The organism is Sphingobium phenoxybenzoativorans, from assembly GCF_001757355.1.
Classification (GTDB): domain Bacteria; phylum Pseudomonadota; class Alphaproteobacteria; order Sphingomonadales; family Sphingomonadaceae; genus Sphingobium; species Sphingobium phenoxybenzoativorans.
The window spans coordinates 1-15,775 of record NZ_MINO01000002.1 but is presented as its reverse complement, the minus strand read 5'-3'; the positions used below and the strand labels follow the sequence as shown (position 1 = coordinate 15,775).

General features: G+C 62.1%; 13 protein-coding genes and 1 pseudogene. 6 read left to right on the top strand and 8 right to left on the bottom strand.

Translation table 11 applies throughout. From position 1 onward, the window contains the following. Positions 1 to 2: 2 nt before the first annotated feature. Positions 3 to 1,670: a thiamine pyrophosphate-binding protein gene (locus BHQ40_RS01510; RefSeq protein WP_083276621.1), complete on the top strand. Its 1,668-nt coding sequence runs from the start codon at positions 3 to 5 to the stop codon at positions 1,668 to 1,670. Here the strand turns inward: BHQ40_RS01510 and BHQ40_RS01505 are convergent. Both BHQ40_RS01505 and BHQ40_RS01500 read right to left on the bottom strand, forming a co-directional pair. Next, on the bottom strand, positions 1,664 to 3,103 hold the full coding sequence (locus tag BHQ40_RS01505; RefSeq protein WP_070151473.1) for an MFS transporter: 1,440 nt from the start codon (positions 3,101 to 3,103) through the stop codon (positions 1,664 to 1,666). The two genes, BHQ40_RS01510 and BHQ40_RS01505, sit on opposite strands and share 7 nt — an antisense overlap. Then, positions 3,100 to 4,941: an NAD(P)/FAD-dependent oxidoreductase gene (locus BHQ40_RS01500; protein ID WP_253183218.1), complete on the bottom strand. Its 1,842-nt coding sequence runs from the start codon at positions 4,939 to 4,941 to the stop codon at positions 3,100 to 3,102. The genes BHQ40_RS01505 and BHQ40_RS01500 overlap by 4 nt, the downstream gene beginning before the upstream one ends. A 325-nt stretch (positions 4,942 to 5,266) precedes the next feature. Between BHQ40_RS01500 and BHQ40_RS01495 the strand changes: the two genes are divergently transcribed. From BHQ40_RS01495 to BHQ40_RS01480, 4 genes are all read left to right on the top strand, one after another. Next, positions 5,267 to 5,743, top strand: coding sequence for a nuclear transport factor 2 family protein (locus BHQ40_RS01495; RefSeq protein ID WP_070151468.1), 477 nt, complete (start codon positions 5,267 to 5,269; stop codon positions 5,741 to 5,743). 51 nt (positions 5,744 to 5,794) lie between these two features. Beyond that, complete coding sequence (locus BHQ40_RS01490; protein WP_070151466.1) at positions 5,795 to 7,219, top strand: NAD-dependent succinate-semialdehyde dehydrogenase; 1,425 nt, start codon at positions 5,795 to 5,797, stop codon at positions 7,217 to 7,219. Positions 7,220 to 7,302: 83 nt separating this feature from the next. Continuing rightward, positions 7,303 to 8,217: a TauD/TfdA dioxygenase family protein gene (locus BHQ40_RS01485; RefSeq protein ID WP_216094842.1), complete on the top strand. Its 915-nt coding sequence runs from the start codon at positions 7,303 to 7,305 to the stop codon at positions 8,215 to 8,217. Positions 8,218 to 8,254: 37 nt separating this feature from the next. Beyond that, complete coding sequence (locus tag BHQ40_RS01480; RefSeq protein ID WP_070151464.1) at positions 8,255 to 9,862, top strand: thiamine pyrophosphate-binding protein; 1,608 nt, start codon at positions 8,255 to 8,257, stop codon at positions 9,860 to 9,862. A 6-nt stretch (positions 9,863 to 9,868) separates the two neighbouring features. Here the strand turns inward: BHQ40_RS01480 and BHQ40_RS01475 are convergent, their stop codons facing one another. Next, positions 9,869 to 10,618, bottom strand: a complete 750-nt coding sequence (locus BHQ40_RS01475) for an SDR family NAD(P)-dependent oxidoreductase (protein WP_070151462.1) — start codon at positions 10,616 to 10,618, stop codon at positions 9,869 to 9,871. A 136-nt stretch (positions 10,619 to 10,754) separates the two neighbouring features. Here BHQ40_RS01475 and BHQ40_RS01470 point away from each other — a divergent pair, with 136 nt between their 5' ends. Continuing rightward, positions 10,755 to 11,141 (top strand): carboxymuconolactone decarboxylase family protein, encoded by a 387-nt coding sequence (locus tag BHQ40_RS01470; RefSeq protein ID WP_070151460.1) that lies wholly within the window; start codon positions 10,755 to 10,757, stop codon positions 11,139 to 11,141. A gap of 4 nt (positions 11,142 to 11,145) precedes the next feature. On the opposite strand, the gene BHQ40_RS01465 is transcribed toward BHQ40_RS01470, so the two are convergent. The 5 genes and pseudogenes from BHQ40_RS01465 to BHQ40_RS01445 form a co-directional block, all read right to left on the bottom strand. Then, positions 11,146 to 12,159 carry a LacI family DNA-binding transcriptional regulator gene (locus BHQ40_RS01465; protein WP_083276620.1) on the bottom strand — a complete coding sequence of 338 codons (1,014 nt, stop codon included), beginning with the start codon at positions 12,157 to 12,159 and terminating at the stop codon, positions 11,146 to 11,148. A 146-nt stretch (positions 12,160 to 12,305) separates the two neighbouring features. Next, positions 12,306 to 13,244 carry a DUF6282 family protein gene (locus BHQ40_RS01460; RefSeq protein WP_070151458.1) on the bottom strand — a complete coding sequence of 313 codons (939 nt, stop codon included), beginning with the start codon at positions 13,242 to 13,244 and terminating at the stop codon, positions 12,306 to 12,308. A gap of 36 nt (positions 13,245 to 13,280) precedes the next feature. Then, positions 13,281 to 14,057, bottom strand: a complete 777-nt coding sequence (locus tag BHQ40_RS01455) for an HpcH/HpaI aldolase family protein (RefSeq protein WP_070151456.1) — start codon at positions 14,055 to 14,057, stop codon at positions 13,281 to 13,283. Between the two features lie 42 nt (positions 14,058 to 14,099). Further along, the gene (locus tag BHQ40_RS01450) at positions 14,100 to 15,005 is read right to left on the bottom strand and encodes a cupin domain-containing protein (RefSeq protein WP_070151454.1); all 906 of its coding nucleotides are present in this window, start codon (positions 15,003 to 15,005) and stop codon (positions 14,100 to 14,102) included. A gap of 90 nt (positions 15,006 to 15,095) precedes the next feature. Continuing rightward, a pseudogene (locus BHQ40_RS01445) lies at positions 15,096 to 15,775 on the bottom strand (TonB-dependent receptor); the annotation flags it as partial.

Here is a 15,775-nt window from a genome sequence, read left to right as displayed (position 1 = left end):
CCGTGTATACGGGCGATCAATATCTGGCGGATGCCTTCGCGGCGTGCGGCGTCAGCCATTTCTTCCATGTCCCGCTCGTCCTGCCGAAAGCGGTGAAGGCGATGCAGGCGGCCAAGGTCAACCCGGTCGTCGTCCATAGCGAAAAAGCCGCCGCCTATATGGCCGACGGCTATGCGCGCGCTTCCGGCAGAATCGGCATATGCGGCGCGCAGCAAATCGGCGCAGCCAATCTCGCCGCCGGACTGCTCGACGCCTATATGGCCCGGTCGCCCGTCCTGGCGCTGACAGGAGGAAGCAGCGCGACAACACGCGACCGCAACCAGTATCAGGAGGTCGATCAGCAGCCGATCTATGCGGGTCTGACCAAGATGACCTCGCGGATAGACATGGCCTCCCGCCTGCCCGACATGCTGGGTCAGGCGATGCGCGTCGCCACAACAGGCGCACCGGGGCCTGTTCATCTCGAACTGGCCGGTTTCACCGGCTTCGTGCTGAACGAACCGATCGATGCCGCACCGCTCCCCAATCCCGCTTTCGCCCTCTGCCCTACTGTCCGGCACGCCGCGCCGTTCGCGGATATTCAGCGCGCGGCGGACCTGCTGCAGCAAGCTGAGCGGCCTGTCATCATTGCCGGGTCGGGCATCCGTTCGAGCCGCGCGCAGGATGCCCTGAAGCAATTCGTGCGAAGCCACAAGCTGCCGCTCGCGACCTCCCTCGACGCTAAAGCCGTGCTTGCGGAAAGCGATCCGTTGTCCCTCGGCGTATGCGGCATCTATTCGCGTGAGATGGCCAATCAGGCCGTGAGCGAGGCCGATCTGGTCATCTTTGCGGGCACCACGACGGGCAGCATGACCACAACCGGCTGGAAAGTCCCCGCGCCCGGCGTCGCCGCGATCCAGATCGACGTCGATCCGCGCGAACTGGGGCGCAACTACCCTTTGCAGGCAAGCCTCTGCGGCGATCCGGCCACAATATGCGAACAATTGTCGGAGGTAGCCGAGGAACAGCCCGACCGGTCCGGCTGGCTTGCGCATATAGAGACGCTGCGCGCGGACTGGCGGCGCACCATCGAAACCGTCGAAACATCAAACGCCCGTCCCATCCGGCCGGAGAGGCTGTGCAGAACATTGTCCGAAGAACTGCCCGAAGGCGCGCTGCTCGTTGTTGATACCGGCCACGCCGCTGCATGGGCCGCACGCAACATCTATCTCGACAGGCGCGGACAAGGATTGCTGCGTGCGGCGGGATCGCTCGGCTGGTCCTATCCGGCGGCGTTGGGCGCGAAATGCGCCCAGCCCAATCGGCCTGTGGTGTGCCTCACCGGCGATGGCGCTTTCCTCTATCATATGAGCGAGATGGAAACGGCGCGGCGTTACGGCATCAACACCGTGACCATCGTCAGCAACAATGGCGGGTTCAGCCAGGAAAAGCCGATCTGGATCGATAATCCGGACTATGACCATCATTGGCGTTTCTCGCCCGTCAACTATGCGGAAGCGGCGCAGGCATTCGGCTGCAAAGCCTATCGTGTCGAGCGCCCGGATGACCTGGCGCCCATTCTTCGCTCGGCATTCAGGGACGATGCGCCGGTTATTATCGAGGTGGTGACCGACGAACTGGTGCTTCATCCCCCCGCATGGACGCCATCGGAACAGGCGCGCTTCTACTGATCGTCGGGCGGGATATGCCCGCTCATCGCGGACCCTGCATCCGGCGGAAACCTGCGATTGACGAAAAAGGCCAGCGCCGAAATGAAGGCGACGGCGGCCAGCGCCGCTGAAAAGTCCCGCGCGGTCGGGACAAGGGACCCACGCCAGACCATACTTGCCTGAACCACTATCGCGCCCGTGCATATGCCCAGCGACAGCAGTAATTGCTGGAAGGTGGAATAGAGGCTCGACGCACGGCTCATCCGTTCCGCCTCGATATGTTCATAGGCGACCGTATTATAGACGGTAAACTGGAAGGACATGAAGAATCCCGCCAGCACAAGCACCGCCATCATCGCTGGCATGGGCCATTCCGCCCGGAACGCGCCCGACAATCCGTAGAATAGTGACGACAGCAGGCCATTCACGATCAGGCTGCGCCGGAACCCGAACCTGCGCATGACCGGCGAAACAATGGTCTTGGCCATCAGCGACCCGACTGCGGTGGCCAGCAAAATCATCCCGCTCATCGCCGGGCTGAAGCCGAAGCCCACCTGAAACATCAACGGCAGCAGGAAGGGCTGCGCGCCCTGCGTGATCCGCGTCAGCGATCCTCCCATGAGGGACAAGCGGAAAGACCGATCCCGCAACATCCCCAGATCGAGCAGAGGGTCCAGCCGCCTGCGGGCGTGAAACGCATACACGCCGCCCATCAAGGCCGCGACGATCAGAAAGGCGAGCGCATGGTGCGCTTCGCCCGGCCGGCTGACGCTTTCGCACCCCATCAACAAGGAGCCAAGCCCGACGGCGCAAATGGCGAACCCGACAAAGTCGGGCCGTCCCCGCGTTCCAGCCCGGATATTGTCGATATAGGCCGACACAGCGGCTATTCCGGCGATCCCTATGGGCAGGTTGATGTAGAATATCCAGCGCCAATCCAGATGGGTGACGATCAATCCCCCGATTGGCGGCCCCAATATCGGACCCAGCAGGGCGGGCGTCACAAGCCACGCTGTTGCGGAAACCAGTTCGTCCTTACGCGCGGCGCGCAACAGGGCGAGCCGTCCCACCGGGATCATCATCGCTCCGGCCGCACCCTGTAAGAACCGCGCCGCACCCATTTCGGTTACCGAGGTCGAGAATGCGCAAAGCAGGGAACTGCCCATGAAGATCAGGATCGCGGCGCGCAGCACTGACCGCGAACCGAAGCGATCCGCCATCCGCCCGCTCACAGGTATGAATATCGCAAGCGCCAGCAGATAGGCCGTCAGCAATATGCTGAGAGTGTTGGCTGGTTCGCCGAATTCGCGCGCAATCGTGGGCAATGCCGTCGCCAATATGGTGGCGTCGATCTGCTCCATCAGCATGGTCGATGCGACGATCAGGGCGACAATGCGATAATTGCCCGGCTTGGGTCGATCGGCGGTCAGGACATCCGGGCGTTCGCCCCTCATGCCTCCTGGGAAGCCATCTCGCGACTTGCCGCGAGACCAAGCGGCTCACGCATGATGGCGTCCGGCTGATGCACCGGCGTATCCAGCCCCTCCATCCTCGCCTTGAGCTGCAGCGCCAGATGCAGGGAATGGAAGCGCGACTGGACGAGATTGCCGCCATGGAACCAGAGCGCCTCTTGCCTGGTCGGTTTCCACATGTTGCGAAGCTCGCCCTCCCACGGTCCGGGGTCCATCGCGGTGTCGGAGCCAAGCCCCCAGCAGCGGCCGACCTTCTCTGCGACTTCGCGGGATATCAGCATCTCCGCCCAGCCATCCATGGGGCCATAGCCGGTCGCATAGATGATCGCATCGGCGGGCAGTTCACTGCCATCGGTCAGGACCACGCCCTGCGCCGTGATCGATGCCACGCCCACGCCGCTGCGCACCTTAATCTCTCCGTCGCAGATCAGGTCCGATCCGCCGACGTCGATATAATAGCCTGAGGCGCGGCGCATATATTTCCCGCCGATGGCCGTGCCGTCTTCCCCGAAATCGAACTGGAATCCCGAGGCGGCAAGCCGCTCGTAAAAGGCGGCGTCCTCTTTGTGAATTTGCTCACAATTCCGCCGGTCGATCGGCTCCTTCAAACGGAATGGCAAAGACGCCATCATTAGGTCCGCACGATCCGTATCGATGCCCGCTTCCACCCCCGCCTCGGAATATGGCCCGGCTTCGGCGATCCGCCGCAACGCGCTCGCCTTGATCACGGTCGTCGGCGACCGCTGGATCATCGTCACATCGGCATCGTTCGACCAGAGATCGACACAGATATCATGCGCGGAATTGTTGGAGCCGACGACAACGCAGGTCTTGCCGGCGAACGATGCTCCATCCTCATATTGGCTGGAATGGCATTGCACCCCATGGAAGCTTTCAGCGCCGGGAAATACGGGGATATTGGATATGCCCGACAGGCCTGTCGCAAGTATCATCTGAGCCGGGCGCAAGACCATTTCCTGTCCGGCCCGGTTGACGGTCACGGTCCAGCGCTTCGCCGCCTCGTCATAATTGGCTTTGACACACCGCGTGGAACCCCAGAAATCCAGTTCCATCACCTTGGCGTACATTTCCAGCCAGTCGCCCATCTTGTCCTTGGCGGTATAGACGGGCCAGTGGTCCGGGAACGGGATATAGGGCAGGTGATCGATCCAGACCGGATCATGCAGGTAGAGCGATTTATACCGGCTGCGCCACGCATCGCCCGGCTTTTCCAGGGCGTCTATGATAAGCGTGGGCACTCCAAGCCGTTTTAGCCGCGCTCCGAGCGCGAGGCCGCCCTGGCTTCCCCCGACGATCAGGCAATAGGGCTGCTCCTCGACACCCAGAGTCCGCGCCGTTTCGGCCCGCGCTTCGGTCCAGGTTTCGCGATCCTTGATCGCACGATGCACCACGCCCTCCGGCCGCCGCCTGCCACCCGGCTCCTCAAAGCCCTTCAACTCCTGAAGCGCCGTCAGCAGAGTGTAGCAGCGGCCATCCTTCAGACGGACATGCCCCTTCCCGCGCCCGGTTGATGTTTCGAAATCAAACCAGCCCTCGACCATGCCGTCCGCTTCGCCCGCCACGCCCTCGATGACGGCACTGAACGGGAGCACCCCCTCGATCTGCGTTGCCAGCATCTTGGAAATCGCCTCGCGTCCCTCCATCGTCGCGATATTCCAGGTAAATGAAACGAGGTCGCGCCAATAGCATTCGTCGGCGGAGAAAAGCGCGCAGACGCCCTCTACATCGCGGGCATTGAGTGCGGCCTGAAAGGCTTCGAGCCACATTCCCAGCTCATTGTCACGCTGCCCACCAGTCACCCTATGCTCCTCCGCCACACGAAAATGCCGCCTGCTTATGTTGTCGATTGAGGAAAGGCCCGCCCTGGCAATCCGGGAACGCCGGTGTTGAGGGCGCGCGCGTCGGCAGCCTGTCCTGAACCGAATTGCTTAAATGGCAAAACCCCATGTCCGGCAGAAATAAGTGTTTCCGTACCAGTATAAGGAAACGCGATCAGACATGGGCGTACAATACATTATCCTATGGCATCCAAGAGTATCGCAGGCCCGGCGGGCGCTGGGCCAGTGTTGCTCGGCATAATGGCAAGTCCGCCGCCAGCGGGCGGGAGAGGTAAAAAGTTCAGCGATGACGCCTGAAGACAAGATCATGCTCACCCAAATCCTCCTCTCCAACGCGACCGACTATTGGTATGAGGTGGACGTCAATGGCGGCCTCAATACGCGCGATTTCTATCTGGAGGACGCCACCTTCTTCAATCTGCGCGGACGCGAGGCGATCCACCAATTTTATGTGTGGCGGCAAAGCCGGGGGCCGCGCGTCAACCGCCATGTCATCACCAATTTCCGGGCGGAGCTGATCGAACCCGGCATTGCCCGGACCAACAATGTCATGCTGCTGTTCGCGGGCGATGGCGCGCCGGTGCTCCCGTCGCATGCTCCCATCCAGATCGCCGAACAGATCGACCATCTTGTCCTGTGCGATGATGGCCGCTGGCGGTTCCGCGCGAGGGAGTTTGTCAATCTGTTCAAGAGCGACACGCCGACCACCGTGCCGCCTCGCGAATGGTATGAAAAATGGAGCCCCGCCAGCCTGAAGGATTGACCCGGACTGTGGGCCGCCAGCCAAAAAAATGTCGTCGGCAAGGGAAATGATGTGAAGCGCGAGCAATGTTTCATCGCGGGCAATTGGGTGAGCAACGGGGAATGGGTTTCGGTGGACAACCCGGCCACCGGGGCGATCATCGGGCGCATCCCCTCATTGGGCCGGCCGGAAACCCGAAAGGCGATCGAGGCGTCCGCTCAGGCGATGCGGGACTGGGCGGCGCGTCCCGCCAATGCCCGCGCAGTCATTCTCCAGCGGATCGCATCGCTCATGGAGCAGCGCTCGGACGCTCTCGCCGCCCTGTTGACGGAAGAACAGGGCAAGCCCCTTGCCGAAGCGCGTGGAGAGATCGCCTATGCCGCTTCCTTTTTCCAATGGTTCGGAGAAGAAGCCAAACGCGCCTATGGGGAGGTCATTCCCGGCCACATGGCGGACAAGCGCCTCTTTGTCCTCAAACAGCCGGTCGGGGTTGTGGCGGCGATAACGCCGTGGAATTTCCCCGCCGCGATGATCACGCGCAAGCTTGCCCCCGCCCTAGCTGCGGGCTGCGGCATGGTGCTCAAGCCTTCCGAACTGACCCCCTTCACCGCGCTCGCCATTGCCGGGATCGCCGACGAGGCAGGCGTGCCGAAAGGACTGTTCAACGTCGTAACCGGCGATGCGGCGGAAATAGGCGCGGAGTTCCTCGAAAACCCGGCCGTCCGCAAGATCAGCTTCACCGGATCGACCGCTGTCGGTCGCCTGCTGATGCAGGGGGCTGCGTCCAGCATCAAGAAGCTCAGCCTCGAACTGGGCGGCAATGCCCCTTTCATCGTGTTCGACGACGCTGATCTGGATGCGGCGGTGGAAGGCGCCATACAGTCCAAATACCGCAACGCCGGCCAGACATGCGTCTGCGCCAATCGCTTCTATATTCAGTCGGGCATTTACAATGCCTTTGTGGAGAAAATGGCCGCCGCCGTCTCCAGGCTGCGGGTCGGCAACGGCGCGGACCCCGGTACGGACATCGGCCCGCTGATCGACGAACGCGCCGTCGCGAAGGTCAAGCGCCACATAGACGACGCTGCAGGCAAGGGCGCAAGGATAGTGCTGGGCGGGACCGGCGCACCGCAAGGCCCCCGCTTCTTCACGCCGACCCTGCTGCGCGATGTGAAGCCCGGCATGGATGTATTGCGGGAGGAAACCTTCGGTCCGCTCGCCCCGCTTGTGAAGTTCGATGCCGATGCCGACGCCATTGCAATGGCGAATGACAGCGAGTTCGGCCTCGCCGCCTATTTCTACGCCAGGGACATAAACCGGATATGGCGCGCCGCCGAAGGCATTGAGTCCGGCATAATCGGCATAAACACCGGGCTTATCTCGACCGAGGTCGCGCCATTTGGAGGCGTAAAGCAATCCGGCATTGGCCGCGAAGGATCGCGCCACGGCCTCGATGAATATCTCGAACTCAAATATCTTTGTCTTTCGGTCGCTTGAATCCGCGCGGCATTTGTGACAAAGATTTATGGGACCGGTAACAAGATGATTTTGCCTTGAGCCAGGCTTTGCAGGAGAAGACAGTGTCCGTTCGTTCAGCCACGATAGACAATGGCGAATTGCTGAAATGCACGCCGCTTCACCCCCATTTCGCCGCCCGTGCGGAGGGCATCGACCTTCGCAAACCGTTGACCGAAGCGCAAAAGCAAGCGGTCAAGGCGGCGATGGACGAATATGCCGTGGTGGTGTTCCCCGGCCAGATGATGAGCGACGAGGAACAGGCCGCCTTCGCTGAGCAGTTTGGCGAGATTGAGGAAACCCCGACACTGGTGGATCAGTCCCGCCGCCGCATCGCCAATATGAAGATCAACGATATTTCCAATCTGGGACCGGACGGCCAGATCTGGGGCGCGGACGACCGGCGGCGGATGTATAATCTGGGCAATCTGCTCTGGCACAGCGACAGCAGCTTCAAGCCGACCCCGGCCTACTGGTCGATGCTTCAGGCGCGCGTCATTCCCCCCATTGGCGGCGAAACGGAATTTATCGATACGCGCGTCGCCTGGGACCATCTGCCCGAAGAATTGAAGGATGAAGTCCGCGACCTGACCGTCTACCACTCGCTGATCTATTCACGCGAGCAGATGGGCTTCGACGCTTTCAGCCCGGAGGAAATCGAGCGCTGCAAACCCGTGGCGCAGCGCATGGTGCGGCTGCATCAGGAATCGGGACGCCTCGCTCTGTATCTTTCAGCCCATATCGGCGCGATCGAGGGATGGCCGCGGCCGGAGGCCATGGCGCTGATCCGTCATCTGACCGAATTCGCGACGCAGCGGCAATTCGTCTACCAACATCATTGGGCCGTGGGCGACCTTGTGATCTGGGACAATCGCTGCACCATGCATCGCGGCACGCGCTTTGACGACAAGAAACATCCACGCGACATGCGCCGGGTCACGCTGGAAGACAGCGCCCCGACGCTGGAACAGGCGATCTGAAACAGACCGGACGGCTTTCGGGAAAGAGGTACTGACAATGACCGTTGAAACGGTAAGCGAGGCCATCGTCGCACGCCTCGCCGACGAGGGCGTGCGCTTCATTTTCGGCGTGCCGGGGGGCGAGTGCAATCTCGATGTCATTGCCGCCGCTGAAAAGCAGGGACTTCGTTTCATCCTGACCCGCACCGAAACCTCCGCCGCCATAATGGCATGCGTGGCGTCGGAGATCAGCGGCGCGCCCGGCGTCGCCATGACCACGCGCGGCCCCGGCCTTGCGGCGGCCAGCAATGGCGTCGCCTATGCCGACCTTGATCGCGCGGCCATGCTGCTGATTGCCGATGGCTATGAGGATGATCAGGGCTACATCAGTCATCAGCGGATCGATCAGACGGCGATCCTGGCGCCCATGCTCCGCGCCTCCTCCAATCTGCGGGGGGCCGACCCGATCGAGGAAGTCGACAGGCTTCTGAATGCCGCAACCGGCAATCCCCCCGGCCCCGCCTATCTGGAGGTCGCCGGCTCCTTTATCCGGCGCCCCGGAAAGGCTGCTCCGGGCGGCCGCGTGAGCTCCGCCATTGCCAAGCCCGATCAAGCCGCGCTTGCGGAGGCGCGGTCGCTGATCGCTTCGGCGCGCCGCCCCATCCTGCTTGCCGGATTGCAGGCCCGGTCCCCGGATGCCGCGGCCGCGCTGCGCGCCTTCGTCGATGCGACCGGCTGCCCCGTCCTCGCCACGTACAAGGCGAAAGGCGTTATATCGGAAAATACCCCGCCGGGTCTTGGCCTCTACGCAAATGGCGTTCCCGAACAGCCGCTGATCGGATCGGCCGACCTTATCATCCTCTACGGCTTCGATCCGGTCGAGGGTCCTCCCCAGGTCTGGCGCTACGGTTCTATCCCCTCGGTCGAACTCACCAACCATGCGTTTGACGATCCCCTGTTCACGCCGACCGTTTCGGTCATCGGCGATATTACGGCGTCGATCGGCGCGCTTGGCGATGCCGCCGATGCAAGCGGATGGCCGCCCGCTGAGCTGGCGCAGCGCAAGGATCAGCTTTGGGCGGCCGCACAAATCTTCACGGGCGATGGAATCTCTCCGGCCGCACTCGTCCGTGCTGCGCAGCGGGCATTGCCGGGCGATAGCCGCGTCACGATAGATGCAGGCGCGCATATGCTGCCGGTGCTGCATAGCTGGCGTTGCGACGCGCCGAACCTGTCGCTCATCTCGCGCGGCCTTTCGACCATGGGATTCGCCATCCCTGCGGCCATTGCGGCAAGCCTTGTCGACCCGGACAGAACCACAGTGGCCTTCACCGGCGATGGCGGCGCGATGATGTGCCTAGGCGAACTCGGCACCGCTATCCAGAACGGGGCCACGCCACTGGTCGTCGTATTCAACGATTCCTCGCTGACCCTGATCGGTTCCAAGCAGCGCCGCCGGCAACTGGCGCCCGCTGGCGTGGATTTCTCCCATACGGATTTCGCTCAGGTCGCAAGCGGCTTCGGGTGGCATGCACGGCGCGTCACTGAGGAGGGAGAGCTTGCCGGGGCCTTTGCCGAAGCATTGGCCAGCGGCCGCCCCGCCCTGATCGATGTCGAGATCAACCCTGAAAGCTACGACGCTCTCATCCTCGCCATCCGGGGCTGACCGCCTCTACCCGGCCAGATAAGCGCCATCGACCGGGATGATCGTCCCGGAAACATAGCGCGCGGCGTCCGAAGCCAGATAGACGGCCGTCCCGGCAATCTCCTCAGGCTGCCCCTGCCGGCGCAACGGCGTCCGCGCGATGATCGCCGCTTCCCGCTCCGGCGTCTTTTGGTCTTCCGGCACCAGGGTCGATTCGATAAAGCCCGGCGCAATCGCATTCACCCGTATGCCGTCAGCGCCCCATTCCACCGCAAGCGCGCGCGTCAATTGCATCACTGCCCCCTTGGACGCGGCATAGGCCGCCGCATTGGGGGCCGCCACGAACGAGCGGATCGACGCGAGGTTGATCACCGACCCCTGGGTTTCGCGCAAATGGGGATAGAAAGCCCGGCACATATTGAACGGTCCGCCGACATTGATCGCGAGGGTACGATTCCAGTTCTCGACAGCCCCCTCCTCATGGATGCGTCCGGGAAAGATGACGCCCGCATTATTCACCAGAATAGAGATCGCCCCCATCTCCCGCCGCAGTTGCTCCGCCAGCGCGTCGCAAGCGGCGGCGTCCGATACATCGAGCTTGAAAGACCGGGCTTCCCCACCCGCATCCGCTATGCCCCTGACGGCATCGGCGGCCTCATTTTCGTGAACGTCCGTCAGCACGACGCGCGCGCCAGCCTCCGCCAGTCCCCGCGCAATCGCCCGGCCTATCCCGCGCGCGGCCCCCGTCACGACGGCGAGTTGCCCACCAAGCTGCATCAATGATCCTTCCATAATAATTTTACACCTAAGCTACGCTTTTTTGCTGTTGTTACCGGTATCGCATCCGGCTACGCATTCGGCAATCCCAAACGATGGCTGGCTTGCCGTCCTTATGGCTCAATGGAGGATGCCTATGTCGAGTGAAGAATATGATCGCGGTCTGGCGTTGCGCAAGGAAGTGCTCGGCGCGGATTATGTCGCCAAATCCTTCGCCAATGCGGACGATTTCAGCCGCCCCATGCAAGAGCTGTCCACCGAATATTGCTGGGGCAAGATCTGGTGCCGGGAGGGTCTGTCCCGCCGCGACCGCAGCCTGCTGAACATCGGGATGATCAGCGCGCTCAACCGGCCCCATGAATTGAAACTGCATGTGAAGGCGGCGCTGACCAACGGCCTGTCGCGCGATGAAATTCGCGAAGCTTTGCTCCAGGTCGCCATATATTGCGGCGTGCCCGCGGGTCTCGATTCCACCCGGATCGCGCGGGAGGCGTTCGCGGAGGTCGATCAGGCCGGGGCGTAGGCCCTCAGGAACTGGCGCGCTGGACGATCTCGAAACCCAGATCGACCGTGGTCACCGGCATGGTGCGCTCCTCGATCCTGTCCAGGATCATCTGCGCACTGCGCCGGCCGATCTCATAACGCGGCAGGCGCAGGGACGTCAGCGCCGGGCTGACATGACGCATCAGGTCCAGATCGTCGAAGCTGGCGATCGCCAGCCTGCCGGGAACCGCCCATCCGCGCCGGTCGCACTCAAACAGCGCGCCTACGGCCAGCACGTCCCCTGCGCAAAACAGGGCGTCAGCGTCGGGAATGTTCGCGTCGATGAAGGAGATGGCTTCCGTGCCCCCTCCAAAGCCGCGCGATACAGCAACCGACAGCTTGGCGTCCTGCTTCTGGCCAATCTCGGCCAGCGCGTCCAGGAAACCCAACTGGCGCTGCGACGCCCTGGGATTGGCGGCCAGCCCGGCAAAGACGATACGCTTATACCCAAGGCGCGCCAGATGCAGCGTCATCGCCTTCGCCGCAGCCCGGTTCGAATAGCTCACCACCATATCGACCGGATCGACCGGAAAGTCGCCATTCTCCACGACCGGCGTGTCGGACGCCTTCAGCATCCTGACGGCATTGGCGGAATGGTTGGTCGAATGCAGGATAAGCCCGCCGACGCGCTGGGCAAGGAATGCCGCGATGACGCGCTCCTCATCCTCAGGATCATCAGAACTTTCGGCAACCATGAGGTGATAGCCGAGCGGCCGCAGCACGTCGGAAATGCCCTTGACCGTCTGGGAGAAGATGGAATTTTCCAGGCTTGGCAGAACCAGCCCGATGACATTTGACCGCCGCGACGACAGACTGCGCGCCAGATGATTATGGACATAGCCCAGGTCCTGAACCGCTTCCAGCACCCGGTTGCGCAGCACTTCGTTCACGGTCTCCGGCCGGTTCAGGGCGCGGGAAACCGTCATGCGCGAAACCTGCGCACGTTCGGCGACGTCCCGCATGCGGATCGTGCCATTGGGTTTCTTGGATACCGGCAAATCGCTCCCCCGTCTCTGCACTAACACATGCCATCGCGGAGGCGAACAGGCTCCGGCTGATCGAAGCCTGCTACCGTAACTTGACTGGGCGTTCCATTATAATGTGACCGCGCGCACGCGCCCGGCCCACCGATCGGCCGATTATATTAGTCGTCCAGGCCGAGCAATTGCAGCGCGTTCGTCGAGATCATCTTGCGGATATCCTCATCGGAATAGCCCAGGGCTATGCAGTTGCGGATAACGCCACGGAATCCCGGCACCGGCCGGTCATTGCCGACCTGGCCCAGATCGGACGCAAGGATGGTGCGATCCACCGTTCCGGCCTTGATCAGCGCATCCAGATCTTCCGGCGGGAACATCGCTTTCTCGCGGCCGATCATCTGGATGAACATGCACAGCGAATGCTCGATATAGGCGCCCATCGTCACGAGCTGGCGGATATCGTCCAGCGACGCGCCGATGATGAAGGTCGGATGATTGACCAGAAGCCGCTTAACGCCGCGCTTCTTCGCCTCCTCGAACACCGGGAAGATTTCGGAAATGTGCAGATGCCCGCCCGAAAGGATCACATCATGCTCGGCAATGATGTCGAGTATTTCCTTCACTTCGTCCTTCAGATTGCCGTTGGCGTCCAGCGGCGTCAGCGGATCGGGCGGCAACAGCGGCTTGATCGTGTGCGGGAACCCCTTCTTCCGCTTCTGATCCGCCTCGACATGGTTCTTGGACGCGAAAGTCGGCATCCAGACAAGTTTCGCGCCAAGGGCAATGCCGTGATCGACGGCATATTTATTGAATCCGCCGGTCGTGTTGTTCAGCGGCACGCCGGAAAATAGCTGGACCTTCAGATGCCCGTGCGACCGGTTCAGCAACTCGGTGATCGGCGTCGCTGAATAATAATGATCCTTGATGAGCATGGCGCGAAAGCCGGCATCGGAGGCATCCTTCAACGCCTCGAAATGATCGAGTGAGCGCGGCATGACGGAGGGGCCGCTGTGACAATGCATATCGACCGCGCCGACCAGCAGGCGCGACACCCGCTCCTCCAGCGCCTCATCCGCAATGTCATGATCCAATGTAACAGCCATAATCGCCTCTCACTTTCCGGTGGCCTTCGCCGCCGCTTACAGTCCCAGCGCGCTCCGGGTATCCGTCATCAATTTGCGCGCCGCATGCGCGAACAAGGTTGTGTCCGCGCTGATCATCACGAAGGAATAGCCCGCTTCCCGGCATCGAACGGCCTCGTCGGGCGTCTGCACCGCCGTCCCGCAGGGAACGCCCTTGGCTTTCGCCGCCGCCAGCACCTTGGCCTCCAGCGCGCGCAATGTCGGATGCGAACCGGGCAACCCGGAACTCAGCGCCAGATCGCCGAAGCCGATGAACACGGCATTGAGCGCTGGCGCTTCCAATATCCCGTCAATCTGCTCCAGCGCGGCCATATCCTCGATCTGCACGCCCCGCATGACATGGTTCCTGCCCCGCTCCAGATATTCCGCAGCAGTGTCGAGGCCCCAGCGGGCGGCGCGGGAAGTATAGCCCATGCCGCGCGATCCCAGGGGCGGGAACGCCATCGCGGCGGTCGCCTCAGCAGCGATGGCCGGGGTTTCCACGCGCGGCACCAGCAGACCGTCAATCCCGCCGTCGAGCAGCCGCTGAACCGCGCTTCCGCTCCTGTCCGGCAGCCGGGCCAGCGTATACATGCCCACCGATTGCGCCGTCGCAATCGCCTGATAGGCGGTCTGGAAGCTGTGCGGTGCATGCTCCATATCGACCACCGCGAAATCGAAACCGACATGGCCGAGAAGCTCCACCGTTTCCAGCGAAGCTATCTTCGCCCAGGTGCCGACCAGAAACGCATCCTTTTCACCAAGGCGCTCGATAAAACTGGGTTTGCGATCCAAACTATCCTCCTGATGCGATCCGCCGCGCTGAGTTGTTGACCGCTATTGCGGCGGCATCGGATATTCGCCTTCATTGAGCACCCAACCTGGCTTCAGCGAGAAGTCGACACGCGGCGGCGCAAAAATATCCACCAACTGGCTTTCGTCCGGCGAGTGCCAGGTCGAGGTATGGATGACCTGCGCCGGGATGACGGTAACAGACGGCGATTGAACCTCGGTATGCTCGTCATCATGCCACTTGTTCATGTCGACGGCCCAGGGCCAGCGCATATGGTGCTGCCATATGCCCTCAAGCGCCAGCGAACATTGTTCGAAATCGTCATGATGGTGGGGCGACACCTTGGTCAGGTCGCGCGGCCCCTTCTGCTTGTTCGGGATGTTGACCATGATCGTGGTGCAGCGCCAGATCCTGCCGAACCGCCCCGGTTCGGCTGGCACATCGAGCGAATAGTGCCGGATCTTGTACCCCCCCGGCGGCTGCGGCCACGGCTGGAACGCCGGGATATTGGCGTGCTGTGCGGCATAGGCTCCGGCATTGGGGCATTTGGCGACGAGGTCGGGGGACTGCGCCGAAAATATCCGGACGATCCGTCCCCCCTTTTCCAGAGTCAAACGGCCATCCCCCGGCGGCATGATGAACAGCGCATATCCATCGCTTTGCACATCCTGGCCGCCGGCGCTGGCGGTCGCGGGCGTATCGGCATCGGGCAGCAGAACCATATATTCATCGGCCTGCCCCAGCCGCTCAAATGTCGCGCCGGGCAGGGCCTCGCTATAGGCGATGATGAAATTCTGACCGCGGACATACCAGCTCTTGCCATTGGCATCGTCCTCGACGGGCGGATCGCGGTAGAACAGCCCATATTCCGCGTCGTAAAGCTGATCGACCGGCGCGGCCGATGCTGCCTTGCCAGCCAGCGTCGAACGAAGATCTGCCTTGTCGTACATCCATCCACTCCCATGCGGCGCCCGGCGCCGTCACATGCGATCGGGAGTGACGATGTTCGCCACTCCCCACAGCATCTCATACCGGCTGGCTTACCACCGTGTTCGCACGCCAACCTTGAAGAACCGGCCGATCGGATCGAAGTGCAGCGGGTTACCGATCAGGCGCAACTGGCCGGGCGGGTCCTTATCGAACACATTGTTGATCGTACCGAACATCTCAAAGGACTCGTTGACTTTAATAGTGCCTGTGATGTCGAGATAGAACCGCGCGGCAATATGATTTTCGCTTATGCTGTTCGGATCATTGATATCATATCCATCCTGCTCCGGCCCGATCTTTGTGGGATCCAGAAGCGCGCGCGGGATATAGCGACCGTGGAAAGTCATCGACCAGCTCGGCCGCGCATAGGTGACGACACCGTCCAGCTTCCAGCGCGGCACGCCCTGAATGTTGGTGACTGAACCTGCGTTGCCGGTCCAGTTATCCAGTTGCGTGACGACGCCGGTCGCGTCGGTCGTGGAGAGGTCGAGGACATAATTTCCGTTCACCTGGAAATTCAGATCCCCACCCAGCGCCGGAATGCGGAAATCCGACACCAGCTCAAACCCTTCGGCATGCAGTTTGCTCAGGTTCTGGAAGTTCGAGAAAACCGTATTGATCGACCCATTGGGATTGAACTGGATCAGGTTGCACAGCAGGTTCTTCTGCTTACAGGCGTTGGCGATCGCCGTGCCCGTCAGGGAGTCGATCGCGCCATCGACCTTGATGT